At 68.7% G+C, this 2,706-nt stretch carries 4 protein-coding genes; 1 reads left to right on the top strand and 3 read right to left on the bottom strand.

Going from position 1 to position 2,706, the window contains the following annotated elements; genetic code table 11:
• On the bottom strand, positions 1 to 263 hold a 263-nt coding region (purS, locus tag VFN12_RS05365; protein WP_325117571.1), incomplete at its 3' end, for a phosphoribosylformylglycinamidine synthase subunit PurS.
• A 72-nt stretch (positions 264 to 335) separates the two neighbouring features.
• On the opposite strand from purS, the gene VFN12_RS05370 reads away from it, so the two are divergent.
• Positions 336 to 833 carry a general stress protein gene (locus VFN12_RS05370; protein WP_325117572.1) on the top strand — a complete coding sequence of 166 codons (498 nt, stop codon included), beginning with the start codon at positions 336 to 338 and terminating at the stop codon, positions 831 to 833.
• Positions 834 to 847: 14 nt separating this feature from the next.
• Here the strand turns inward: VFN12_RS05370 and VFN12_RS05375 are convergent, their stop codons facing one another.
• Positions 848 to 1,099 carry a DUF4242 domain-containing protein gene (locus tag VFN12_RS05375; protein WP_325117573.1) on the bottom strand — a complete coding sequence of 84 codons (252 nt, stop codon included), beginning with the start codon at positions 1,097 to 1,099 and terminating at the stop codon, positions 848 to 850.
• Positions 1,100 to 1,206: 107 nt separating this feature from the next.
• The coding region (locus VFN12_RS05380) for a long-chain fatty acid--CoA ligase (protein ID WP_325117574.1) at positions 1,207 to 2,706 on the bottom strand (1,500 nt) is incomplete at its 5' end.

The raw sequence follows: 2,706 nt of genomic DNA on the forward strand, positions 1-2,706 counted from the left end.
GCGATCTCGGCGACGAAGTGGTCCTCCACGTGCACCTCGAAGTCCTCGATCACCGGGTTGGACAGCAGCGTCTCCGCCATCTTCCGGACCTCGGCGAGCACCTCCTCGGAGACCTCGCCCTCGAGGACGAGCTCGAATCGCTTGCCCTGGCGGACGTCGGTCACCCCCTCGAACCCCAGCCGGGGCAGCGCGCCGAGCACGGCCTTGCCCTGGGGGTCGAGGATCTCGGGCTTGGGCATGACGTCGACGACGACACGGGCCACGGGGACTCCTTGGAAGTGCGCTGGACTGCCGCCGGCGAGTCTATCCGCGCAGGCATCGGCGAGAATCGGCGCATGTCCCAACAGCCGCGCAACGTTTCGGGCCTCGCGCTCGAGTTTCCCCAGTCGCTCGCCGTCTACGACGACTACGCGGCGGCGCAGAAGGCCGTCGACCACCTCTCCGACCACCACTTCCCGGTGCAGAACTGCATGATCGTCGGCACCGAGCTCAAGCAGGTGGAGCGGATCACCGGTCGCCTGACCGGTGGACGAGTCGCCCTGGCAGGCGGCTTGTCCGGTCTGTGGCTCGGCCTCTTCGTCGGTCTGATCTTCGCCCTCTTCGGCGACGGCAACATCGTCGCGATCGTCCTCTCCGCGGTGGCCGGCGGAGCGGTCTTCGGGGTCATCTGGGCTCTCGCCGGGTACGCCGGCACCCGCGGCCGGCGTGACTTCTCCTCGGTGAGCGCCGTGGTCGCCACCAAGTACGAGGTGCTCGTCGAGCACAAGCACCGGGAGGCCGCCCGGGACCTCCTCGCGCAGCTCCCGGGCGGACTGCCCGACCCGTTCGGCTGAGGGAGGAGCCGGGCTCAGGCGCCCTGGGTGACCGGGTAGATCTCGTCGGCCTCCAGGCCGTGCGCCTCACGGTGCACCCTGGCCGCGGTCTCGGCGTCCGGCGCCTCCACGAGGCAGAAGATCTTGCCGTTCTTCTCGTCCACCCAGTAGTGCTGGTAGTCGACGCCGTACTGCTCCTGCGTCTCGACGTCCTTCTGGTGGGCCCCGGCCACGTCTGCGGCGCTGACGCCGCCGTCCATGTGGTGCACGTCCATGAAGAGACCCATGATGTTCCTCCGTCGACCCCGCGGCCCGGCCGGACGGTCCGGCACGGCTTCGGAGCCCCGGGGCCACCTTGTCCCCGGCCCCGGACCCGGTCAATGGCCCGGTCTGGTCAGGAGAGCTCGCGCTTGAGGATCTTGCCCGTCGCGGTCATCGGCAGGTCGTCGACGAACTCCACGATCCGCGGGTACTTGTAGGAGGCCATCTCGTCCCTGGCCCACGCCACGAGGTCGTCCTCGGTGACGTCGTCGTGGTCCTTCTCCTTGATCACCACGGCCTTGATCTCCTCGCCGTGGCTCTCGTGGGGTACGCCGATGACGGCCGCCAGCGAGACCGCCTCGTGCCCCATCAGGACCTCTTCCACCTCGCGCGGATAGACGTTGTAGCCGCCGCGGATGATCATGTCCTTGGACCGGTCGACGATGTAGTACCACCCGTCCTCGTCGCGCCTCCCGAGGTCACCGGAGCGGAACCACCCGTCGTTGATCACCTCCGCGGTGGCGTCCGGCCGGTTGTAGTAGCCCTTCATGATGTTGTGGCCCTTGATCGCGATCTCGCCCACCTGGTCGGGTCCGCCGTCGACCTCGTCCCACGTCTCGGGCTTCAGCAGCTTCATCTCCACACCGGGGATCGGGGTGCCGATCGAGCCGACGCGGACCTGCTCCCCGTGCGGCGAGAAGCTCGCCACCGGAGAGGTCTCCGACAGGCCGTAGCCCTCGAGGATGGTCACCCCGAACTTCTTCTCGAAGTCCTTGTGCACCTCGACCGGGAGCGCCGACCCGCCGGCCACGGAGACGCGCAGGTTGGCGGCGATCGACGTGACGTCGACGTCGTCGGAGAGGGCGCCGAGCAGCCCCCAGTACATCGTGGGTACGCCGGCGAAGAAGCTCACCTTCTCCTTCTGCATCAGGCCCAGCGCGGCGCCTGCCTCGAACCGGGGCAGGAGCACGACCGTGCCGCCGAAGGCGAACCCGCCGTTCTGGATCACGGTCTGGCCGAAGGAGTGGAACAGCGGCAGCACGCACAGGTAGGTGTCGGGGTTGTCGGCGTCGGCGCCGAAGAGGTGCTTGCCGGTCAGGGCGTTGGCGTGCATGTTGCGGTGGCGCAGCTCGGCGCCCTTGGGCTGGCCGGTGGTACCGGAGGTGTAGAGGATGACTGCCGTGTCGTCCTCGTCGGTCTGCACCGTGTCGAAGGTGGGCGGCTGCTGGCCCATCCCCGCACCGAGCGTCTCGGCACCCTCGATCGGCGAGTCAGCGGTCGGGTCGGCGGTGATCAGGAAGAAGTGCTCGCAACCGTCGACCCGGCCGAAGCCGTCGTGCCCCGCCTGGCCGATCGGCAGGTCGGCGGTGCCCTCGAAGCAGAAGTAGGCCTTCGCGTCGGAGTCGTCGAGGTGGTAGGCGACCTCACGACCCTTGAGCAGCACGTTGAGCGGAACGACCGTCGCGCCGGCCTTGAGGATGCCGTAGTAGACGATCGGGAAGTACGGCAGGTTGGGGCAGCTGAGCGCCACCTTGTCGCCGGGCTCGATGCCGCGCTCCACGAGGAGGTTGGCCACCTGGTTGGCGGCGCCGTTGACCTCGGTGTACGTCAGGCGGGTGTCGCCGAGCACCAC

It is taken from the genome of Nocardioides sp., from assembly GCF_035703625.1.
Classification (GTDB): domain Bacteria; phylum Actinomycetota; class Actinomycetes; order Propionibacteriales; family Nocardioidaceae; genus Nocardioides.

Bases quoted from the DNA above. Each gene is read 5' to 3' on its own strand.
- VFN12_RS05370 (WP_325117572.1), top strand. From the start codon at position 336: ATGTCCCAACAGCCGCGCAACGTTTCGGGCCTCGCGCTCGAGTTTCCC.
- VFN12_RS05375 (WP_325117573.1), bottom strand. From the start codon at position 1,099: ATGGGTCTCTTCATGGACGTGCACCACATGGACGGCGGCGTCAGCGCC.